We start from the raw sequence: 22,990 nt of genomic DNA, 5'->3' as shown, positions 1-22,990 counted from the left end.
CGTTCATTTTAACTATTAGTGAGGATTATTAAGCCGTACCACCCACAGTTAAGTTATCAATTTTAAGGCTTGGCTGACCCACACCAACAGGTACGCTTTGGCCATCTTTACCACATACGCCAACGCCTTTATCAAGGGCTAAGTCATTACCTACCATCGAAATTTGCTGCATCACTTCTGGGCCATTGCCAATCAGTGTTGCACCTTTGATAGGTTGTGTGATTTTACCGTTTTCAATTAAGTAGGCTTCAGAGGCACTAAATACAAACTTACCTGACGTAATATCCACTTGGCCGCCACCAAAATTAGGCGCGAAGATACCTTTTTTTACCGAGCTGATGATATCGGCTTGGCTGTGCTCGCCACCTAGCATATAGGTGTTGGTCATACGTGGCATAGGTAAATGAGCGTAGGATTCGCGGCGCGCATTACCAGTAGGGTTAACACCCATCAAACGGGCATTTAGCTTATCTTGCATGTAGCCCTTTAAAATACCGTTTTCAATAAGCACGTTATACGCAGCTGGTGTCCCTTCGTCATCCACGTTCAATGAACCACGGCGATCAGCAATGGTGCCATCATCCACGACTGTACACAGCTCAGATGCCACCTTTTGACCTACTTTACCGCTAAACGCCGATGCGCCTTTACGGTTAAAGTCACCTTCTAGGCCATGGCCTACCGCTTCGTGTAGTAACACACCCGGCCAACCTGCACCTAGTACGACTTCCATGCTACCCGCAGGTGCATCGATTGCTTCTAGGTTTACTTTTGCTTGGCGAACAGCTTCTTCGGCGTATTCCATCCAACGCGGTTTGCCATCGACTAATTCTTTAAAATAGCCATAATCTAAACGCGCACCGCCCCCTGCACCACCGCGCTCACGGCGACCGTTTTTCTCAAGTAAGACAGAACAGTTTAAGCGAATAAGCGGGCGAATATCGGTGGCAAAGGTGCCATCACTTGCAGCAATTAATACTTCTTCATAAACCGCCGACATTGAGCTGATCACTTGCTCAGCATCCGGTGCTAATTGACGAATATAGTTTTCAAGTTCGCGTAGCAGGCTTACTTTGTCATCGTTGCTCATGCTTTGAATTGGTTGATGCGGTGCATACTGCTCTTTAGCAGCAACATCACTGAATACTTGAATCGTTTTGTTTTCGCCTGCATTAGCAATGCTGCGCGCTGCCGTTGCTGCTTTGTTTAACGCTTCAAGGTTAATCGCATCTGAGTATGAAAAACCGGTTTTTTCACCGCTAACAGCACGCACACCCACACCACGCTCAACGTTGTATGAGCCTTCTTTCACTAAGCCATCTTCAAGCACCCAAGATTCGTGGTGGCTCGATTGAAAATACAGGTCGGCATAATCAACTTGATGTTGATGAATAAAAGCGAGCGTTTTTTCTAATTCTTCTCTCGTAAGTTGGCTGTCATGTAATAAATGCTGTTCAACCGTGTTCATAATAAATGCTCTCTAAATCGTTGCTGAGACTGCACAGGCATGTCTTGGCGAATTGTATTCAAGCGGTTTAAATCAAGCTCATGGCTGATAAACCCGGTACCAGAGGCAAGCTCACTGAGCGTTTCTCCCCATGGTGAAATAATAATGCTGTGGCCATAAGTATGGCGGCCATTCTCGTGCTCGCCCCACTGCGCTGCGGCAACCACATAACATTGTGTTTCGATTGCACGTGCAGCTAATAAAATATGCCAATGAGCAGCACCGGTAACTGTGGTAAAGGCACTGGGCACTAAAATAAGCTCAGCCCCTTGACGCTGCATGGCGGTGAATAAGCCACTAAAACGTAGATCATAACATACTGCTAAGCCAATTTTACCAAATGGCGAGTCGACCACCACAATATCGTTGCCTGCTTGCGTCGCATCAGACTCTCGGTAACTGCGCGTAGTGTCGGCAACATCCACATCAAATAAGTGAATTTTATTGTACTGCGCAACCACATCGCCTTGGTTGTTAAATAAAAACGAGGCGGCTAAATACTTACCATTTTGCTGTGAAACAGGCAGGGTTCCAGCAGCTAACCAAATATCATGTTGCTTACATAAATCAGCAAGCTTCGCTTTATATGACTCACTTTGCAGACCTAATTCATAACTTGCTTGGCTTTGCTTACTAAAGATCAAAAAGCTTTCGGGTAAACACACTAGCAATGGTCGAGTTGCAGGAAGCGTTGATAATGTCTGTGCTAAAAAAGCGAGGTTTTGCTCAGCATTCATGCTTGAGCACATTTGCACAGCAACAACCTGTGGTGGAGGATTAGCCTTCATTGTTATCTAAACTCGCTGAAGATGCGGCATCTTTTAATTTTAGTTGCGTCGACGACTGCGGCTGACTTTGCGCGGCTTGCGGTAACGTCACTTCACGGCTCTTACGATCTACTTCTTCAACGACAGGATCGTTCATACTACCTGTAACTTTAAAGTTGATCTCTGAGATCACCCGCGCCGAATGAATCACTTTATCGATTGCCAGCGCTGCAAGACCACTTACCGGGTTTACCATCCATGCCACAATCACTGGAATACTCGACGTCACCTGCGGCGCAACCGCTAGGTCGTAATCAATTTCAAAGGTGTTTAAGTTTGTATGGCCTTTAATCGTTAGATCGGCAGGCACACCATCAAGCTTGGTATCTTGAGTGTAAGCTATGCCCTTTTCTAGCTGCATGGTGCCTTGCATACTGTTATAGAAAAAGCCTTTCGAGAATACATCTCTAAAATCGAGTTTCAGCTTACGCACTAACGAATCTAAACTCAGTAAAGAGAATACTCGCGCACCACCATCACTGATTTCAGCAAGGTGCCCTTCACCTAAACGCCAATCTAATTCACCAGCTAAACTTGGTACATCAAAGCTATAAGGTGCGCCTTGCCATGCAAGATCAAACTTAATATTGGCATCTGAATCTTTTACTGTGGTGGTGATATCAAACTCATCAAATAACTCGCCAATATCGTCACTTTGTAAGTTACCACTAAAGCGTGTTTGCCCATCAGCAAATTGTCCTTTACCACGTAATACGTGGTCACCTTTGTCGATGACCAGCTCAGTAAACAAGAGTTTATCGTTCTCCCCAACTAAGCTGCTTTTAATTTTATCAAGCTGATACTCAGCCACTTTACAATCTTCACAGTTAAACTCGATGGCTGGGACTCGGGTTAACCAGCTTAAATCTTCTGGTTCAGCGTCTTGCTCTGTTTGCTCTGTGGCTTCGTTAAAATTAATACGCAGGTAGTCTGTAAAAATTTGAATTGGTCTGCGCGTTTCACCGGTTGGAATAAGCGCGTCGGCACGTAATTCTTTGGCATTTAGCTTTAGCTCTAAATCTGATTGCTTTGGTGCTAAGCGAAATTCAAAATCATTAAAGTCGATATTGTGTAGTGCCAGTTTGTTAAATTTACCCGTTACGTTATTGAACGCAGGCATCACACTTGGTGTATCAGACTTAACTTTGGTTAGCGCAATAATTTGATCAATTAAGCCAAACCAAGGCACTATTTCGGTTTTTGGTAAATCGATAGATACCGCAAAACCTTCACGATTAAGCCCTAAATCTTGCGCACCTAAAATTAAATGGGCATTACTAAATTTCTTTTCACCGTTATCTAAGATCGCATTAAAGAATAACTGCTCATCAACATTAGCGGTGATCAAGTTAGAAATACGGTCGCCCTGTACCACTGCGGTTAATGGCCATTTCTGCTCTGCGCTTTTGTTATAAGGTGCAGGCAGCTTGCTGGTCACACCGATTAAATTACCACTCACATCAGCGCGGTAATTAAAGTCATTTGGTAAAAAGTTAAGCGACACATTAATATCAACATCACTTTGACCGCTTAAGTAACCGGCCAGTAAACCATGAGCTTGTTCAATTAAAGGCTCAGCTTCAAGGCCCAGCTTTACCTCAATTTCAGCGCGATAGGTGTCAGCCACATTTTCACTGTTGTAGTTTGCTGTGAGTGGCATGCCCATCCAATCTGCTTTGGCATTTTTTAAGTCGATTTTATCGTTATTAAACTTAACAATACCGGTCATGTGATTAAGCGTGATACCTGGTTGTGCAAGGTAAACCGGAATATTAGCTAATTCAACTTCACCAATCGCATCAACATGACCCGAACGTAAATTAACCAACAACTCAATATCGGCCGTCGCTTCGCCTTGTGGTTGCACAACTTCAAAAACACTCGCCAAAGGTTTAGCAAGCGGAGTCGCCGTAAAGAACGGGTTAAGCTTGTCGCCATGAGCACGTTTATTAATGGCAACTTTTAGGATTTCTGCATTCATTAAATCAGCAATACTGACATGAACACTCTCCCCTAGAGAGAGGTTAACCAGTTTGCCCGACTTGCTATAGATATCCATGCGTTCATTTTCGAAATGTAAAATGACGTTGGCATCTTCAACTTCTGGCCAGCTTGGTGAAAACTTATATTTAGCGTTTTCAACATTCGCTAACACTTCAAATTGACCTTGCTGCTCTTTAAACGGGAACCCTTTAAATGGCCCTGAAAACAGCACTTGAGCTTTATTGACTTCACCGCCCTTAATTGCGTCATTAAGGTAATTAACCAGCTTTTCGCTCATTACAGGTAACGGGAAATAATGCCCAGCGACTTTGGCATCAGGGGCATAGGCTTCAGCATATAAATCTAACCGCGGTTCATCGGTCAGGCTGAGCATCATCTCAGCAGCCACAGTCACTTCGTCGTTATCAAGCCAGATATTATCGCTACTAATGCGCCAGCCATCATCGTAATGGTGAAGGTCGAGCTCTACATTTAATTGATTGTAGGCAATATCTTGGCTAAAGCTGCCGTTTGTTAGCAGTTGATTGTTCTCGCCATATAGCTGAATTCGCCCAGCTGATTGATTAATTAAGCCATCAACACGAATCGCCTGACCGCCAGGAATGCCCTGCAGGGACAGCCAATTGATTTGTTCGCCCTGAAACCAAAGTTGCCAGTTATCCTGCTGACCCAACTCAAGATAGGCATCACTTAACTGACCATTGGGTTGACGGGCTAAAAACGGGGCAAGTACTTCAAAATTACTTAACTGCGATAACTTTGCCAGTAATGCAAAATCAAATTGCTTTAACCAAATTTGGCTTTTATCGCCAAGTTGAGCTTCAAACTGTAAGGTTGGCCATTGTTTTAAGTCACTTTCAAAGGTGAGCCCGGTGCTTTTTAAGCGCCAGCCATTTTGTTTAGGAAATAAATGAAAACCACCTTCGCTTAAACTGATTTGGTGTGCTTCTTGGTTTTGTTGCCAATTGATAAAGCTCGGTAGCCACTGCACTTTTACATCGCTGATCAGGCCTTTTTCAAGACTAAACCAGGTTTGTAAATTGATGTCTGAAGTAAGCTGCTGCTTGTCAGTATTAATATATTGCGCCAGCCACTTAGATACATCAACGTTCGCTGCTTGCACATAGATATCGCCAGCCATGGTTTCGAGGGTCGAACCATTCAGCGCCATGCGGGCGTCAAAACTACCAACAGAAATTCCCGGTAAGGCTAACGTGCCTGAGCCTTGATGTTGCTCTGGGGTATTTTGCCAGACAATATTTTCGAGGATCAGCTTGCGCTCTTTACCATCATTGAGGGTAAAATTAAGGCTACTGTCTTGCACCGCAAAGTGACCAGTTTCACCAAGGAATAAGCCTTCGATTAGTTCTTTTTGCTCAAAGTTGCTGGTTTGCTGGTTATTCCCCAAATCAAGCATAGTGGGTAAATCAACATCAGCATGAAAACCATTGATCACAAAGTAGTTAGATTTAAGCTGACGGGTTTTTACTGACTCCCATAAATTAACTTCAAGGCTTGCTTTATCAATGGTGAGTGCAATCGGCGAGGTTTGGTTATCTTCAAAGGAAATATCTTCGATGACTAAGGCAGGACCTTGGCCATGCCAACTGGCTGAGATTGAGCCAATCGCTAAATTTACATCAAAGCGTTCATACAAAAACGCTTCAATGTCATCTTTATAATCATTTGCGTATGGCAGTGAATACTTTACCACAGAGACAATAACGGCCAGCAGTACGAGAGTAATAGCAAATACTTGCCATAACTTACGTAAACAATAAAAGCAGACCGTTTTTGCCTTCATTACATCATTACCACATCAAACTGTTCTTGGTTATATAAACTCTCTGTTTGAATACTGACTTGCTTACCGATAAATAGTTCCAGCTCAGCAAGGTTGTGATACTCATCGTTGATCAATGCTTCGCTTACCGAAGGAGCTGCGTAAACCATAAACTTATCAGCTGCATAAGCACGGTTTACCCTAACGATTTCACGCAAGATTTCGTAGCAAACCGTTTCTACTGTTTTTTGCGAGCCGCGCCCTGAACACGCAGGACACACATCACAAAGAATGTGCTCTAAGCTTTCGCGGGTCCGTTTGCGGGTCATCTCTACTAAGCCTAGTGCAGATAAGCCGTTTATGTTGGCTTTTGCACGATCTTTTGCAAGCGCAGACTCAAGTGAATGCAAGACTCGGCGTTTGTGCTCATCACTAACCATATCGATAAAGTCGATGATAATGATGCCGCCTAAATTACGTAAACGTAGCTGACGAGCAATTGCTGAGGTCGCTTCGATATTAGTATTAAAAATGGTCTCTTCGAGGTTACGATGGCCAACAAACGCGCCGGTATTTACATCAACGGTTGTCATCGCTTCGGTTTGGTCGATAATTAAATAACCTCCCGATTTAAGCTCAACTTTACGATGTAGCGCTTTTTGGATCTCGGTTTCAACATCGAATAAATCGAAAATAGGTCGCTCACCCGGGTAGTATTCTAATGCTCCCGATAACAGCGGCACAAATTCTTCTGTAAATTCTTTAAGCTCTTGATAGGTTAGTTTTGAGTCAACACGAATACGCTCCATGTCTTCACCTACGTAGTCACGTAGAGTTCGAAACGCCAGTGTTAAGTCTTCATGCAAGATGCTTTCTTTACTGGTTTTTTTGCGCTTAGTGACGATTTTTTGCCACAGTTTTTTTAAGAATTCCGCATCGTGACGTAGCTCAGCTTCCGACGCCCCTTCTGCTGCGGTACGAACAATAAAGCTGCCGTCATCATCACCATATTCGGCAACAATTTTCTTTAAACGCGAACGTTCTTCTTCGGTTTCAATGCGCTGGCTTACACCTACGTGTGTTGCATCTGGCATAAACACTAAATAACGAGAAGGAATAGTGATATCAGTTGTTAAGCGCGCGCCCTTGGTTCCTAGCGGGTCTTTAACCACTTGCACCATGATATGTTGGCCTTGGCGCACAAGCTCACGAATATCTTGTACTTTTTTGATTGGCTGCTCATCAACGCCTTCTACAATTGAGGCACTGTTTACAATGTCTGATGCATGTAAAAAGGCGGCTTTCTCTAAGCCAATATCGACAAACGCAGCCTGCATACCCGGTAATACACGGCTGATTTTACCTAAGTAAATATTGCCCACAATCCCAAGGTTGCCAATACGCTCTAGTTGGATTTCTTGCAGTACGCCATTTTCGATAAGCGCAACGCGACTTTCGCTCGGTGTAACGTTGATCAGTAATTCGGTGCTCATGTTACCCTCTTAAAAATTCGTTTAATAACTGCTCTGTCTCATATAAAGGTAAGCCGACAACCGCAAAATAGCTACCCGAAAGGTGACTAACAAAGCGACCACCTAAGCCTTGAATGCCATAACCACCGGCTTTATCTTGCGGCTCTCCACTATGCCAGTAAGCATCAATTTCAGCATCGCTGAGCGGTTTAAATGTAACATCGGTGACAACAAGGCAGCTTTTTACTTGCTCACTATCAGCAATTGCCACAGCCGTCATAACTTGATGAGTACGGCCAGATAAGCGCTTCATGGTGGCGGTAAAATCAGCTTGGTCTAGCGGCTTACCAAGTGCGGTATCATCAATGACAACCACGGTATCGCTGCCAAGTACTGGGCGGTCAGTGTAACCCATTGCAACGCCCGATTGCGCCTTGAGTCTGGCAAGACGCTCTACATAGTCGCGCGGGGCTTCGTTTGGGAATTGGCTTTCATCTGCATCAACGCTAAATTGAGAAAACTCAACGCCAAGTTGGCTGAGCAACTCTTTTCGGCGCGGTGATGCAGACGCCAAATAAATTGCGGTTTGCATTATCTAATCCTGAAATGACGGCGATATTTACGCAAAATTAAGAATATCCACCACCAACAAAGCATGCCGGTTAGCACTGGCCACATATAATGCGGGCTAAAATAAACGCCCATTAAAAAGTGGTTCAGCCAAAATTGCATGAGGTGGTAAAGCATTAAAAACAAAGCAATTAAAATGCTTTGCTGCCATAAAGAAAAGTTTCTAATTTTTTGGAAATTACTCGCAGTGATAAATATACACACCGAGTAAGTCAGTGAGTTCACACCAAGTGGCGAGCCTGATGCAAGGTCTATTAATAAACCAACGACCCAAGCTGTGCCAATATTTAAACGGTGTGGCACCGCTAACGACCAATACATTAATACCATTAACACCCAGTCTGGGCGGTATGGTTCAAACGAAATCGGCAACGGCATTAATGCCATTACCAATGCAAAGAAGATACTGATAGCAATCAGCAAAAAGTGACGACTATTCATTGCTGATGCTCTCCTGCTGATTACGCCACAGCACAACCAATAAGCGAATACGGTCAAGTTGCGCAATTGGCTCAGCATAAACCTGCGCAAAAGGACGCCCTTCATCACGGTTAATTTCGGTCACCACTGCAACCGGATATCCCTCTGGGAAGGTGCCACCAAGGCCTGACGTAACCAAGATATCGCCAATGCGAACATCAAGGCTATGTGGTACATGCGAAAGTTTTACCACGTTGATTTTGCCAATCCCCTCAACCACGGTACGCACATCGTTACGTAAAATACGCACAGGTGTGGCATGGGTTGTATCGGTCATCAGCAGTACGCGCGAGGTAGTTGAACCCACTTGAGTGATTTGCCCTACTACACCCATTTCGTCAATCACAGCTTGGCCTTCGCTTAGGCCATCCGTTGTACCACGGTTAATAACCACTTGGTGGCTATACGGGTTTGAGTGAACAGAGAGCACTTGTGCAATAATCTTACGGTTTGATTGCTTAGCCGATGAACCGAGTAAAGCGCGTAACTTATCGTTTTCACGAGATAAAAATTGCAGTTGTTGTAGTTGTTCGCTTTGTAGTAATTGCTTCTTTTTTAACGCTTCGTTTTCGGTTAATAGCTGTTCGCGGGTATGCAGGTTTTTCGCGCCAATACTAAATAACTCATAGGGCAAGTTGGCAAGATAAATAAGTGGGCTAACTAAAGTGTTTAGGCTGGTGCGGATTGTTGTTCCACCTTGAGTGTAGCGATCGCCCACTATCAGCACGACACTCAAAAGCACTGCGACAAAAAGTCGCAGTTGCAAAGAGATGGTACGACCAAAAAGTAACTTCATTAATCGTAACTAAATACGTCACCACCGTGCATATCAATCATTTCTAATGCCTTACCGCCGCCACGTGCAACACAGGTTAATGGATCATCAGCAACCACAACTGGAATACCAGTTTCTTCCATTAATAAACGGTCTAAGTCTTTTAATAATGCACCACCACCGGTTAATACCATACCGTGAGCAGAGATATCAGACGCAAGCTCTGGTGGAGATTGCTCTAATGCAACCATTACCGCGCTCACAATACCCATTAATGGTTCTTGCAGTGCTTCTAAGATTTCGTGTGAGTTAAGCGTGAATGAACGCGGTACACCTTCAGCAAGGTTACGACCACGTACTTCAATTTCAATTGGCTCGTCTGTTTTGAAAGCAGAACCAATTTGGTGCTTAATGTTTTCAGCTGTCGCTTCACCAATTAAGCTACCGAAGTTACGACGTACATAGTTGATGATAGCCTCATCAAATTTGTCACCACCAATGCGTACAGATGAAGAGTAAACCACACCATTTAATGAAATAATGGCAACTTCAGTTGTACCACCACCGATATCAACAACCATTGAACCGGTTGCTTCAGATACTGGTAGGCCTGCACCGATTGCCGCAGCCATTGGCTCTTCGATTAGGTACACTTCACGAGCACCTGCCCCCATTGCAGACTCACGAATAGCACGTTTTTCTACTTGCGTTGCACCACAAGGCACACAAATAAGTACACGTGGGCTTGGGCGCATAAAGTTGTTGTTATGCACTTGCTTGATGAAGTGTTGCAGCATTTTTTCAGTCACATAGAAATCAGCAATAACGCCGTCTTTCATTGGACGAATTGCTTTAATGTTACCCGGAGTACGACCTAACATTTGCTTAGCTTCGGTACCTACAGATGCTACGCTCTTAGGGCCACCAGCACGCTCTTGACGAATAGCAACAACTGAAGGCTCGTTTAATACGATACCTTCTTCTTTTACATAAATTAGGGTATTGGCTGTACCCAAGTCGATCGATAGATCGTTTGAAAAAATACCACGGAGTTTTTTAAACATGAGGCTGGATGACCTTTGAAAATTCGTTCTTATACTAGCTGCTCTCACTCTATCATGCTAATCATGAAAAAGCGCAACTGCTTTAATTAAAATGCTAAAAAAGGAAGCATCCATTGCTTCCTTTTTAAATTCTTATCGTTCGCGTACTAAACGGAAGCCGATATAGTTTGCACGAAAATCTGGCGCTAAGATTAAGCGCGTTGATACGCGTGCTAGGCTAGGAGCAAAATTCCATGCACCGCCTCGAACAGCCACATCAGACTGCCCTGACTTTTTGTTTGTCCATTCCCACACATTACCTACTGTATCGTATAGGCCAAATGCGTTAGGAGAAAACGACCCTGTTGGTGCAGCGCTCTTGTTTGACCATTCGCTGCCACACCAGCCACAGTTCGCTAAATTCTTACCAATTTCGTTACCCCAAGGGTATTCAGTTTCTTTACCTGCACGTGCAGCGTATTCCCACTCAACCTCGTTTGGTAAACGAAATAGCTGACCTGTTTGACCCGACAACCAATCTGCATATGCTTTGGCATCGTTATAAGTTAAACAAACCGCCGGAAAATCACTTTCTTGATCAAAGCCTGGGTTGCGCCAGTTTAAGGTTGCTTCCCACACTGGTTCGCCATTTAAGTAATACGCACAGCCGCGATCTTTTTCTGCTTCTGTTTTATAGCCGGTATTCGCAACGAATTGCTCATACTCACCAACGCTTACTTCTTTGCTTTGCATTGCAAATGAATTAGCAATGGTTTTTTCTACCACTGGGCGCTCATTCGCTAACCCATTGCCGTTAATGTCACCCATCTTAAATTTACCAGCGGGAATAACTACAATGCTGGCAGAGCTGGTTTTATTAACAATACTTGCAACAGGTGCTGTTACAGGTTGCTCTGGTGCCGCAGTCACTTCAGCAACAACAGGCTCTGGCACTTTAACTAGGTTTGCATTAATGGTTTGTGCTTTACGCAGATCAATTCGCGCTTTATAGCTTTTGTAGCCACGTTTGCGAATTTCAATATCATGAAAACCTTTTGGTAATGATGTCGTTAACCTAGTTGCACCATAGCTAACACCATCAATAAACACTTCGTCGTCATAAACATTTGAACGCAGTGTTAATTCAACCATTTTAGATTTTTTTAGATCAGGTAATGGTTCAACCTTTATTGGCTTTTTTACAGAATAATCGCTTACTGGTTGCTCACTCATACGTGAAACCGATACCACCTGCCCATTATCCTGAGAGTCACTGAATGTTAACTGACTATCTGAATAGGTAGTGCCGTAGCTTGGCTGAAAGTTACCAGCCAGTGGCGTGCCATAGTCAGCACAAAAACGATTATCTAAGTTAAGTAAGCTACATAAACGGCTGCTGTTTACATCACCGCGCATCGTCACACTTAAGTTAACGTTGTAGTTACCTTGACCACTGAACGCGCTGTTCACGACATGGCTACTTAAAATCTTAACTTGTGCACCGGCAAGGTTACGTTTTGGCTCAACTAAACGTTCTTCAGTTAAGTTAGCAAAAATTTGGTCTACAAAACGTTTAGTGGCTTTTTGTAAGCCCATTTGTTGGCCACGTTGTTCACAGGCAGCAAGTGTTTCGGTGCGCTTACAGTTAATCGTGTGATTAACCTCTAATGTGCCTTCACGAGTGAATTCGTTACGTAAACGCTCAACACGTGCCGTTGCTAACTGCTCTTTTAAACTTTCTAAGGTGTTTAACTGGGTGTGCTTTGATACACGAATTTGCTCAATGTCTTTTCTATGTGAAGCAATTGCCGCCAATTGCATCGAAATATCATCTTTGTTTTGTTTGTGATCAACCACAGCTTTTTGATAGCGCGACTGCGCATTGCTGATATCAAGAGTTGGGTCATCAATAAGTCGGCGGTACATCTCGTTCATTGCATCTAGCGCTTGGTTTTTTTCTTTATCTAGCTCAGTTGAGCGGGCGCGCAATAATTCGAGTTGTTTTTGTAACTGACTTTCTTCTTTTAGGTGTTTTTCGAGGATTAAGGTCGAGTTATCGTATTCGGCTTGTTTTTTACTGATCTCTGATTCAATGCCAGTTACCGTAGCAGTATCTTGTGCAAATGCACTAGTTGCTAGCAAACTAACTGAAATTAACAGAGATAAAGGAGCAATTCGCATATATTCCATTCCCAAAAAGCGGCAATTATTTGGTCATTATTATTTTTTTATAATTAAACTCTTATGCTATGTACTTGCAAGGCAAAACACAAGCTTTGTTCAATTATTATCTGAGTTTACATCTATTACCTTAGTTGATGCCAGTAAATAACAAAATCATTTGAGTTTAATTGACTAATTTCTATCTGTAAGACGACTTTGCTACAATAAGACGTGTTTTTTTACGAAAATTAATGCCGTGAATAGTTCTTTTGAATCACCAGTACAAACAATTCATCACCCCTTATTAGCTGCACGTAAAATTCAGTTGAGCATCAAGCGAGATGATCTTATTCATCCGCAAATTAGTGGCAACAAATGGCGTAAGCTAAAGTTTAACTTAGATGTTATGCAGCAACAGGGTAAATCTGAGCTACTCACTTTTGGTGGCGCGTTTTCAAATCATATTCATGCCACGGCAACTGCAGGTAAACTATTTGGCTTTAAAACCCACGGTATTATTCGCGGCCCTGAGCTAGACGAAGCAAATCCAACACTCAACTACGCAAAGCAATGCGGTATGAGCTTACACCCAGTAAATCGAATTACCTACCGCTTAAGGCACGACCAAACGTATTTAGCACAGTTACAAGCGCAGTTTCCGAATGCCTACATATTGCCAGAAGGCGGCACTAACACAGCCGCACTTTTAGGCTGTAAAGAATTAGCGCAAAGCCTACCAAGCTCTGATGTGATTGTTTGCCCAACTGGTAGTGGCGGCACACTGGCAGGTTTAATCGAAGGTGCACCACAACACACAAAGCTGTTAGGTGTCGCAGTACTGAAGCAAGCGCACTACTTAATTGATGAGATAAAGCAGCTAAGTAATAAAGCAAATCAACAACAAAACTGGCAGCTGCTTTGCTACTTTCATGATGGTGGTTACGGAAAGTTTAGCGATGACTTGTGGCAATTTTGTCAAACCTTTAGTGAGCAACACGCAATCCCGCTTGAACCAATCTACAGCGGCAAAATGCTCTATGCCGTTTGGCAATTAATAGAGCAAGGTTACTTTAGTCAAGGAACGCATATCATTGCAGTTCATACTGGTGGGCTACAAGGGTTAGATGGCCTCAAGTACCGAGGCCTCATTGACTAACTATAGGGCGTAATATCCGCCAGTTTTTGTAATGGCTCAGCAAAGTAAAAGCCTTGAGCAGCAATGACACCTAGGTTTTTTAAGGTCGCAAGTTCGTTCTGTGTTTCTACTCCAACTGCATAAACAGGAAAGTTTAGCTCAGTACCTTTAGTAATTATTTGCTTAACCATTCTTTGCTGCTGCGTGTTGGTGTCAATATTGTGGATCAGCTCAAAAGCCAACTTAATACAGCATACGTTTTTGATGCCTTTATACGTTGCCAAGTGCTCTGCAGTACGCACATTATCAATAACAATGCCTGCAGAAAGTTTTTCTAAACATTCAAACTGTGCACTGAGCTTTTTATGCTGTTTTAAATAATCATCTTCGCTTAGTTCAAATTGCAGTTTATCTGCGCTATTAAACCCTTCCATTTGCTGTTTAAACCACAGCCAAAACTCGTCATTAAACCAGTTCATTGCGTGTAAGTTTATACTCACCGTTAATGAGCCCGTTTCGTTCAGCAGCATTTTCTTCACTTGAGAAATCACAGTTTGGTCCAATAACAAGACATCTTTTTTACTGCTCATGTGAGGAATAAAATGCCGAGCCGCTAGCAAACCTAAACTCTTGTGGCGAATACGGATCAACGCCTCATGCTGTAAAATATCGCCTGTTTGTAAGTCGAACAAAGGCTGAAAAAACAACATAAAATGTTTTTTCTTTATGTACTCAAATAGGTGTTCTTTACTATCAGCGAGCATGCTTGACTGCGTATGACCAAAGGGTAAGCGATGAATGTGCTGCCAAGCGCTTTGTTTCGCCAGTGCTAATGCTGATTTAGTAAGCTGATAAACCACTGCCTGATCAGCCCCTGCGCGGTAATTACACACACCAATTTTTATATCAGCGCGAGATAAGTCACTACGATAATTTAAACAAGCTTGATAAATAACCTGATGTAATCGCTTAGTGTATTTATCAACTTCGGTGGCAGGCACACTGTTTAAGGTCACAGCAATACCACCCGATGGCAATAATTTAACAGAGCGATTTACAAGTTCACCAAACCCTTTTGCTATAACTAACTTAAAGTAATTATCAACGTCGAGGTTAGCAGGGAAAGGGTTCTTCCAAAAGAATAGCGCAAACAAATGGTTATAGTTTGTTGGTACACCATACAAAATATTTAAATCCTGATGACCTAAAGGTTTAGGTGGTGCAACTTTCTTGGCTGTAACCTGGGTGTTTAATTGTTCAAATGGTTTGCTCAGCGGTTTTTCTGCTATTGCTAATTGCTTGAACATTTTTTTCCACCAGCGGAAACCCCAGTACCCAGTGCCAAGCAATATTAAATTTAGGAAAATAAATAAGTGACTTTCGACCAACCAAGAAGGCCAATGAAATAAACGCAAGTTAACCGTTTTATAGCTAAACACTTCTTGCTCTAAGTCGATAAAGTTTGCAAAGTTATGTGGTACATCACTGGCGTTCATTGCGAAGCCCTGGCTCTTAACTAAGGTAGCAATAATATCTTGCGAGGCAATCGGGTCGAGGTTTAACTCATACACTTGCTTGGCAAGCTCTGTACCGGTGCGATGAACTTTGTCGTGCAACACATCGCTTAAGAAAATATTAAAAACAACTAATAGCAAAAAAGCGGCCGCCACATAGATGACCACCGGTTGCTTTATTTGTGAAGCTAAGTCTCGTTTCATTTCACAGGTTAGTTGCTTAAACATATACAAAGTGTTGTTCAAGAACCCTATAAATACAAGGCTGCAGGGCGATTTAAAGCAATATCAGAAATATCCTAGAACCAGCGCTGTCAAAAGTTTTGTAATTTTAAACACCTAGCAAAAACAGTTAATGAGAATTATTTTGTAACCGACAAACTGCTACTTAAAGAGTAGTAAGAAAGTTTGCAGTGCTAAAGTTTGTCCAAATCAACGCAGTTACTAATCAACTTTAAACACATTTAGGGCATCGGATGTTTTTTGCTGTGCATTTTCTAAATCTGTAATTAACTTCTCAAGTAACGCTAACTCGTTTTGAACATCATGCATGTTTGAAGTGATATTTTCGCTTGCTTTGCTCGCTTCTTCAGCAAGCTGACTTTGCGATTCAATTGCATCGGATACCGTATTTGTTTGGCTACTCACATCAGCAATATTCGCTGTTAACGTATCTATATTCGATAACGCTTGTTCACTATTATCACTGACCATTTGCGTTGAGTCAGAGGTATTTTCCATATACACCTGCAACTGCTGAACCTGCTGTTTTATATCATCAAGTACTGAAGATATTTCAGATGTAGAGTCTTGGCTACGTGTGGCTAAACCACGAACCTCATCGGCTACAACAGCAAAGCCTCGGCCTTGCTCCCCTGCCCGAGCAGCTTCTATTGCCGCATTCAATGCAAGTAAATTCGTTTGCTCTGCAATGCTCGAAATCGTATCGAGTACAGATTGAATACTGCTTGTTTTAGCACTTAGGGCATCTGATTGTTCATGGGCTTGCTGTATTAACTCTGACAACGAGCTAATACTTGCTTTATTCCTACCAATAATTTGTTTAGTACTTGCAGATAGATCATTCGCCTTTATGGTGTTTTTAGAGCTTTCTTCTGCAGATACTGCTATTTGCTCTATCTGGCTATATAGCCTAGTGAAGTTGTCATGCAATGTTGCGGTCGTTGAATTAATATTTTCAACACGCTCAGATAGCTCTTTAGCAAATGTGATTAATGACCGAACACTGGATTCACTGGTGTTATTAGCTTGCTGAACTTGCCTAATTAAATCGGTAAGCGCATCGACGAGCTCATCAACGCTTCTGGAGATTGCACCAATTTCATCACTCGAATTATCGTTAATTCTCACCGCTAAATCATGGCTGGTAGCAATAGTGCTAATCACATCTCTAACCCTAGTTACTTTTCTCGCCAGCGACTTAATAACGAATAACCCAAAAGCAAAGAACAAACCTATAAGAATAATGGCAAAGCCACTCGTGACATAAACAGTAGTATTTGCACTACTACGACTTTGCTCAATCAGCGACTCTAAAGCTTGCTGCTTATTTAGAATATGCTTACGGACCTTACCTATTAACTCAGTGGACTGAGCAAACCAATCTGCTGGTGTTGGATAGCTTAAAGATAACTCACCACTTTCTTGATTAAGCTTTTCAACAATGCTTTTTACATCTTGATAAGTTTGTGAGTTGATCAATTCTGCTAGCCATTTTTTATCAGCATCACCTGTAAGTGTTAAAGAAAGCAAAAACAAGGTCTCTTCAATATTGTGAAAATAGCTACTGACTAAGACTTGATTACTCTCAGAAATCGATTTTGAAGATAAGACACCATTCACTTTACCTCGCACTTGCCCAAGCCTTTCCTTCAATAAAGACATTTCGACTATTGCAAGACCAGAAGCGATTGCCTCACTTTGCTTGACCTGTGAGACTCGCCTGTTGGCAACATCGAGCATAAACTTGTTTGAATCAGAATAGACCACAAACGCTTGTTTACCTTGCTTCTTGTCGACACTTTCTCTCAGCTCAGTGATTTTCTTATGTTTTGCTAATACCGCATTGAATAGTGTTGATGAAACCTTATGCTGCTGAGTGTAACGGGCAAATTGATCAAATGCTTTATCGACCACTACACGCTGCTGTGCAACACGCTCTTTATTTTGACTATAGCCAGAGCCAATTAGGCCTGCCGTTAAGCCTCGTTCAACAGCCGTTTCGTGAGCTATCTCATCAATCATTAAAGCTTCACGTATATATACGGCATCTTTCTCAACTGTGCTTTTTCTAACAAGCGACTCATTGATCACAGTATAAGACGCTGCAAACATCACAACCAAAGCAAAAGCGATAACCGCTGCAAGCGCCTGTTGAAAACTTATCTTCCTTAAAAGTTGCATAGTTAATAATAAAGTTGTGGAATTAAGGTTCTATAAACTTAGACCAGGTTTTGAATATAGCCAATTCCGCCTACCAACTTGCTTTTAGATTAAGCATTAACTTTCGCACATAAAAAAGCCCCGCTAATGCAGGGCTTCTTAAAAACTAATTACACAGTTTTGTCTTTGTCTAGAACGGGATATCGTCATCAAAGTCGATTGGTGGTTCCATTGGGTTTGATGCGCCGCCTTGTGGTGCATTTTGTGGCTTAGGAGCAAAACCGCCTTGTTGAGGTGCGCTGCTTTGCTGCTGACCATAACCGCCACCATATTGGTTATTACTTTGTTGTTGTGGTGCAGATTGCTGTTGTGGACGCTGTTGCTGCTGTGCTGGCGCAGACTGTTGCTGTGGAGCATAGCTATTATTGCTTTGTGATTGCTGTGCACCACCGCCGTAACCGCCACCTTGTTGTTGACCACCTTGGTAACCGCCTTGTGATTGACCACCTTGATAGCCTCCACCTTGCTGTTCACCACGACCGCCTAACATTTGCATTTGACCGCCCATGTCTACCACGATTTCTGTAGTGTATTTTTCTTGGCCTGATTGGTCAGTCCATTTACGCGTTTGTAAACGACCTTCAATGTACACTTGTGAACCTTTACGAAGGTACTCACCAGCAACTTCTGCTAGTTTGCCAAATAACACGACACGGTGCCATTCAGTACGCTCTTGCATTTGCCCTGTGTTTTTATCTTTCCAGCTATCTGTCGTAGCAATGCTGATATTCGCTACGCCATTGCCATTAGGCATATAACGTACTTCTGGATCTTGGCCTAAATTACCAACCAAGATAACTTTGTTCACACCGCGTGCCATGGAACTTCTCCTATAAAACGTTAGATTAAACCAGCCACTTTGCGTGCTTGGTCTAGGTCAAATTCTTTATCATTAATCTTTAAATAGCTGCGATTTTCATCACAGACAACCGTTGCTTCAATTACGCCCGGTAAAGCAACAAGACGAGAAGCAAGCGCTTGTGCCTGCTGCTCTGAACTTAATTCAGTCATTAAGCTAATTATTTTACTTCTTGGTGGGACTTGCATATTCCAAGCAAGGATAAGCCATATTACCCCAACAAGTGCCGCCGCCGCAAACACTGCTTGCGCACTTAATGCTTGAGCAACGTAACCCCCTAATAAACCACCTAAAAAGGCACCAAAAAACTGCGTAGATGAAAATACTCCCATCGCAGAACCTTTCTGGTTTGCAGGGGCAATACGCGAAACAAGTGCAGGCATGGTTGCTTCTAAAAAGTTAAAAGCAATAAAGTAAACCAACATACAAATACCGATGCCAATCACCGAATCAACCCATAACGACATCGCGAGCATACTTAAAACAAGCAGCGCGATTGAGCCAATAAAGGCTTGTTTTTCTTTTTCTTTACGGATCGCCACAATCATCATTGGTGCCATCAAGAAAAACGCTAAAAACAGCACAGGGATATATAAATACCAATGATGGTCTGCAACTAAGCCATCTTTTATAAGCTGGCCTGGCAAGGCTACAAATACGGTAGTTAATGTAAGATGAAGCAGCATCACGCCAAAATCAAGGCGTGCTAATTGTGGATGTTTAATTAGTTGCTTAATATCATCAAGCGTAGCAAGTGTGTCACCTTTTGGCGCCTTATTGACAGCATTAGGCACCAAAAACAACACAATTAAAATACCTAAAATAGCCAGTCCTGCGGTAAGCCAAAATACCCCCGCAACTCCCCACGATGCAGCAACAATTGGCCCAAGTAGCATAGCAACGGCAAAGCTCATACCAATACACATACCAATCACGGCCATAACTTTCGGACGTTGTTCATCACGGCTTAAATCAGAAGCAAGCGCCAATAAGGCACTGGCAATCGCCCCCATGCCTTGTAGTGCACGCCCTAGCGTAACCATTTGCACAGACTCAGCGGTTGCCGCAATAACAGAACCAAGTGCAAACACACAAAGGCCGCCAATAATCACTTTTTTACGACCAATTTTATCAGACAACCAACCCATAGGAATTTGCAGCACGGCTTGCGTTAAACCATAAGCACCAATAGCAAAGCCAATCCAAAGCGGCGAAAACCCTTCTAATTGCTGACCATAAATCGCCAATACTGGCATCAGCATAAATAGGCCAAGCATACGGAATGCAAAGACGCTCGCCAACGAAACGGCAGCGCGTTTTTCTCGAGAGTTGAGTGAAGATGCTGTCATGAATTACTGATCTTGCTGTCTATTAAAATTTGAGCGTGGATTCTACCACAAGCGAAAACTAAATAATCACCTGTAAGTGATGATTTTTTCTTTGATCAAGGATTAATCTTATCGCGTATTATGAGATACTGAAAAAATAATTAGGTAATAAAACGAGATAGCATGGAAAACATTGAAGTCCGAGGCGCCCGTACGCACAATTTAAAAGACATCAGCCTAACCATTCCCCGTGATAAGCTGATAGTTATCACTGGCCTATCTGGTTCAGGGAAATCGTCTTTAGCGTTTGATACTTTGTATGCAGAAGGGCAACGTCGTTATGTTGAATCACTGTCAGCGTATGCAAGACAGTTCTTATCGCTAATGGAAAAACCCGATGTTGATCACATCGAAGGTTTATCGCCAGCTATCTCTATCGAACAGAAATCAACGTCACATAACCCGCGTTCAACGGTCGGTACTATTACCGAGATTTACGATTACCTTCGTTTATTATTTGCCCGTGTAGGTGAGCCTCGCTGCCCCACTCACGACTTGCCACTTGCCGCACAAACTATCAGCCAAATGGTCGATACGGTTTTAGCCTTACCAGAAGGTAGCAAGCTAATGCTATTAGCACCGGTGGTAAAAGACCGTAAAGGTGAGCACGTTAAACTGCTTGAGCAACTCGCAAGCCAAGGTTTTATTCGCGCCCGTATCGATGGCGAAGTATGTGACTTATCAGATCCACCAACTCTTGAGCTTCATAAAAAGCATACTATCGAGGTCGTGGTTGACCGCTTTAAAGTAAAAGATGGCCAACAACAGCGTTTAGCAGAGTCATTTGAAACAGCCCTTGAGCTATCAGGTGGTATTGCTCATGTAGCGGCTATGGACGACTCACTCAGCGAAGACATGCTGTTTTCTGCTAATTTTGCCTGCCCAACGTGTGGCTATGCCATGAGTGAACTTGAGCCACGTTTATTCTCGTTCAATAACCCAGCGGGTGCGTGTCAAAGCTGTGATGGTTTAGGTGTGCGCCAGTATTTTGATCCAAACCGTGTTGTGCAAAATCCTGAACTAAGCTTATCGGGCGGTGCAATCAAAGGCTGGGACAAACGTAGCTTTTATTACTTCCAAATGCTGCAAGCTGTCGCAGAGCATTATAAGTTTGACCTAGAAGTGCCTTTCCAAGAACTTGGTAAAGATGCGCAAAAGGTGATTCTTGAAGGTTCAGGTAAAACTAAAATTGCCTTTAATTACCGTAACGACCGTGGTGATTTAATTACACGTAACCATGAGTTTGAAGGCGTTTTAAATAATATGAATCGCCGCTACCGTGAAACCGAGTCAAACTCAGTTCGCGAAGAGCTTGCTAAATACCAAACAAGCCAAGCGTGTCCGAGCTGTCATGGCTCGCGACTTCGTGAAGAAGCTCGCCACGTATTTATTGGCCAAACAAACCTGCCAGCTATCACCACAATGAGTATTGGTGAAAGCATGGCATTTTTTGATGGTTTGAATCTAACTGGTCAGCGCGCCCAAATTGCCGAAAAAATCCTCAAAGAAATTCGTGACCGTTTATCTTTCTTAATTAATGTAGGCCTTAATTATTTATCACTTGAGCGAAGTGCCGACACCCTGTCAGGTGGTGAAGCGCAGCGTATTCGTTTAGCAAGTCAGATTGGTGCAGGTCTTGTTGGTGTTATGTACGTACTGGATGAGCCTTCAATTGGTTTGCACCAACGCGATAACGACCGCCTACTAAAAACCCTTATTCACTTACGCGATTTAGGCAACACGGTCATTGTGGTTGAGCATGACGAAGATGCTATTCGCGCTGCAGACCATATTATCGATATCGGCCCAGGTGCCGGTGTTCATGGCGGCCATGTTATTGCACAAGGTACCCATGACGATATTCTAGCCAGTAAAGATTCAATCACAGGTCAGTACCTCTCTGGCGAAAAGAAAATCGAAGTACCAGAGTCTCGTCATCAAACTACCGACAAATGGCTTGAGCTATTTGGTGCCACAGGTAACAACTTAAAGAACGTTGATTTACGTATTCCATTTGGCTTAATGACCTGTATCACCGGCGTATCAGGCTCAGGTAAATCGACGCTTATCAACGACACTTTATTTAAACTGGCTCATACCGAGTTAAATGGCGCAACGACCGCTGAAGCGGCTCCGTACAAGTCAATCAAGGGCCTAGATCATTTTGATAAAGTGATTGATATTGACCAAAGCCCGATTGGCCGTACTCCGCGCTCAAACCCTGCCACTTACACCGGCATTTTTACTGGTATTCGTGAGCTATTTGCAGGCACTCAAGAAGCCCGTTCGCGTGGCTATAAGGTCGGTCGCTTTAGCTTTAACGTTAAAGGTGGTCGTTGTGAGGCTTGCCAAGGTGATGGCGTGATCAAGGTAGAAATGCACTTTTTACCTGATGTATATGTACCTTGTGATGTATGTAAAGGTCAGCGCTACAACCGTGAAACCCTCGAAGTACAGTACAAAGGTAAAAACATTCACCAAGTACTCGAAATGACCGTAGAAGATGCCCGTGACTATTTTGATAAAATTCCGGCTATTGCACGTAAACTGCAAACCTTAATGGATGTAGGCTTGTCGTATATTCGCTTAGGTCAAGCTGCTACTACCCTCTCCGGTGGTGAAGCGCAGCGTGTGAAACTGGCTCGCGAACTTTCAAAACGTGATACCGGTAAAACCTTATATATTCTTGATGAACCAACTACGGGTTTACACTTTGCTGATATTCAGCAATTATTAGTAGTACTTCACCGCTTACGCGATCACGGTAATACCATTGTTGTTATTGAGCATAACCTTGATGTAATCAAAACCGCAGACTGGATTGTCGACTTAGGCCCAGAAGGTGGCTCTGGCGGTGGTGAAATTTTAATTTCTGGTACACCTGAAGACGTTGCCGAGTGTGAGCGTTCACACACAGGAAGGTACTTAAAACCACTACTATAAAAAA

The 22,990-nt window shown here is 43.0% G+C and carries 15 protein-coding genes; 2 read left to right on the top strand and 13 right to left on the bottom strand.

The window, feature by feature from the left end; all coding sequences use genetic code 11:
* Window positions 1–28 precede the first annotated feature (28 nt).
* From tldD to AN394_RS09735, 9 genes are all read right to left on the bottom strand, one after another.
* Entirely contained in the window at window positions 29–1,468 is a 1,440-nt protein-coding gene (gene tldD / locus AN394_RS09775; protein ID WP_055021391.1) for a metalloprotease TldD, read from the bottom strand.
* Window positions 1,465–2,295, bottom strand: a complete 831-nt coding sequence (locus tag AN394_RS09770) for a carbon-nitrogen hydrolase family protein (protein ID WP_055021390.1) — start codon at window positions 2,293–2,295, stop codon at window positions 1,465–1,467. Before AN394_RS09770 ends, tldD begins: the two co-directional genes overlap by 4 nt.
* A complete protein-coding gene (locus AN394_RS09765; RefSeq protein WP_055021389.1) occupies window positions 2,285–6,142 on the bottom strand; it encodes a YhdP family protein in 3,858 nt (1,285 codons plus the stop codon). The genes AN394_RS09770 and AN394_RS09765 overlap by 11 nt, the downstream gene beginning before the upstream one ends.
* Complete coding sequence (gene rng / locus AN394_RS09760; protein WP_054563357.1) at window positions 6,142–7,614, bottom strand: ribonuclease G; 1,473 nt, start codon at window positions 7,612–7,614, stop codon at window positions 6,142–6,144. Before rng ends, AN394_RS09765 begins: the two co-directional genes overlap by 1 nt.
* Window position 7,615: 1 nt before the next feature.
* Window positions 7,616–8,185 (bottom strand): nucleoside triphosphate pyrophosphatase, encoded by a 570-nt coding sequence (locus AN394_RS09755; protein WP_054563356.1) that lies wholly within the window; start codon window positions 8,183–8,185, stop codon window positions 7,616–7,618.
* On the bottom strand, window positions 8,185–8,664 hold the full coding sequence (gene mreD, locus AN394_RS09750) for a rod shape-determining protein MreD (protein ID WP_055021388.1): 480 nt from the start codon (window positions 8,662–8,664) through the stop codon (window positions 8,185–8,187). The genes AN394_RS09755 and mreD overlap by 1 nt, the downstream gene beginning before the upstream one ends.
* Window positions 8,657–9,499 (bottom strand): rod shape-determining protein MreC, encoded by an 843-nt coding sequence (gene mreC, locus AN394_RS09745; RefSeq protein WP_054552786.1) that lies wholly within the window; start codon window positions 9,497–9,499, stop codon window positions 8,657–8,659. The genes mreD and mreC overlap by 8 nt, the downstream gene beginning before the upstream one ends.
* A complete protein-coding gene (locus AN394_RS09740; RefSeq protein WP_054552787.1) occupies window positions 9,499–10,542 on the bottom strand; it encodes a rod shape-determining protein in 1,044 nt (347 codons plus the stop codon). Before AN394_RS09740 ends, mreC begins: the two co-directional genes overlap by 1 nt.
* 132 nt (window positions 10,543–10,674) lie before the next feature.
* Window positions 10,675–12,702, bottom strand: a complete 2,028-nt coding sequence (locus AN394_RS09735) for a formylglycine-generating enzyme family protein (RefSeq protein ID WP_054563353.1) — start codon at window positions 12,700–12,702, stop codon at window positions 10,675–10,677.
* A gap of 238 nt (window positions 12,703–12,940) precedes the next feature.
* Here AN394_RS09735 and AN394_RS09730 point away from each other — a divergent pair, with 238 nt between their 5' ends.
* Window positions 12,941–13,840, top strand: coding sequence for a 1-aminocyclopropane-1-carboxylate deaminase/D-cysteine desulfhydrase (locus AN394_RS09730; protein ID WP_055021387.1), 900 nt, complete (start codon window positions 12,941–12,943; stop codon window positions 13,838–13,840).
* Here the strand turns inward: AN394_RS09730 and AN394_RS09725 are convergent.
* The 4 genes from AN394_RS09725 to AN394_RS09710 all read right to left on the bottom strand — a co-directional run bounded on the left by AN394_RS09725 (window position 13,837) and on the right by AN394_RS09710 (window position 20,004).
* Complete coding sequence (locus tag AN394_RS09725; protein WP_055021386.1) at window positions 13,837–15,561, bottom strand: EAL domain-containing protein; 1,725 nt, start codon at window positions 15,559–15,561, stop codon at window positions 13,837–13,839. The two genes, AN394_RS09730 and AN394_RS09725, sit on opposite strands and share 4 nt — an antisense overlap.
* A 216-nt stretch (window positions 15,562–15,777) precedes the next feature.
* Window positions 15,778–17,757: a methyl-accepting chemotaxis protein gene (locus tag AN394_RS09720; protein WP_055021385.1), complete on the bottom strand. Its 1,980-nt coding sequence runs from the start codon at window positions 17,755–17,757 to the stop codon at window positions 15,778–15,780.
* A gap of 169 nt (window positions 17,758–17,926) precedes the next feature.
* Window positions 17,927–18,616: a single-stranded DNA-binding protein gene (ssb, locus tag AN394_RS09715; RefSeq protein ID WP_054563349.1), complete on the bottom strand. Its 690-nt coding sequence runs from the start codon at window positions 18,614–18,616 to the stop codon at window positions 17,927–17,929.
* 20 nt (window positions 18,617–18,636) lie between these two features.
* Window positions 18,637–20,004, bottom strand: a complete 1,368-nt coding sequence (locus AN394_RS09710) for an MFS transporter (RefSeq protein WP_054552792.1) — start codon at window positions 20,002–20,004, stop codon at window positions 18,637–18,639.
* 162 nt (window positions 20,005–20,166) lie between these two features.
* Here AN394_RS09710 and uvrA point away from each other — a divergent pair, with 162 nt between their 5' ends.
* Window positions 20,167–22,986, top strand: a complete 2,820-nt coding sequence (gene uvrA / locus AN394_RS09705) for an excinuclease ABC subunit UvrA (RefSeq protein WP_055021384.1) — start codon at window positions 20,167–20,169, stop codon at window positions 22,984–22,986.
* The last annotated feature ends 4 nt before the right edge of the window (window positions 22,987–22,990 follow it).

The sequence above is a fragment of the Pseudoalteromonas sp. P1-26 genome (assembly GCF_001401795.1).
Taxonomy (GTDB): domain Bacteria; phylum Pseudomonadota; class Gammaproteobacteria; order Enterobacterales; family Alteromonadaceae; genus Pseudoalteromonas.
The sequence above is the reverse complement of the archived record's forward strand: the minus strand, read 5'-3'. Positions and strand labels throughout refer to the sequence as shown.